We start from the raw sequence: 366 nt of genomic DNA, 5'->3' as shown, positions 1-366 counted from the left end.
TATCAGCACCCTCATTCTGACTGTAAATGATGTACTCAGGGATACAACCACCGCCACCATTTGTACCAATCAATTACCGTACAGTTGGAATGGCTTGAGCATTACCGCCGCTGGTACGTACAGTGATACACTCACCAGCGCTGCCGGTTGCGATTCGATTATCAACCTGATCCTGACTGTAAATGATGTACTCAGCGATACAACCACCGCCACCATCTGTACCAACCAATTGCCATACAATTGGAACGGCATCAATATTACCGCCGCCGGTACGTTCAGCGACACACTCACCAGCAGCAATGGCTGTGACTCTATCAGCACCCTCATTCTGACTGTAAACGATGTACTCAGCGATACAACCACAGC

At 48.9% G+C, this 366-nt stretch carries 1 protein-coding gene; it reads left to right on the top strand.

Going from position 1 to position 366, the window contains the following annotated elements; translation table 11 throughout:
- Positions 1-366 (top strand): hypothetical protein (locus A4R26_RS34835; protein ID WP_165760204.1); only part of this gene is annotated, 366 nt, incomplete at both ends.

The sequence above is a fragment of the Niastella populi genome, from assembly GCF_002078015.1.
Taxonomy (GTDB): Bacteria; Bacteroidota; Bacteroidia; order Chitinophagales; family Chitinophagaceae; genus Niastella; species Niastella populi.
This window is presented reverse-complemented; position numbering and strand designations above follow the sequence as displayed.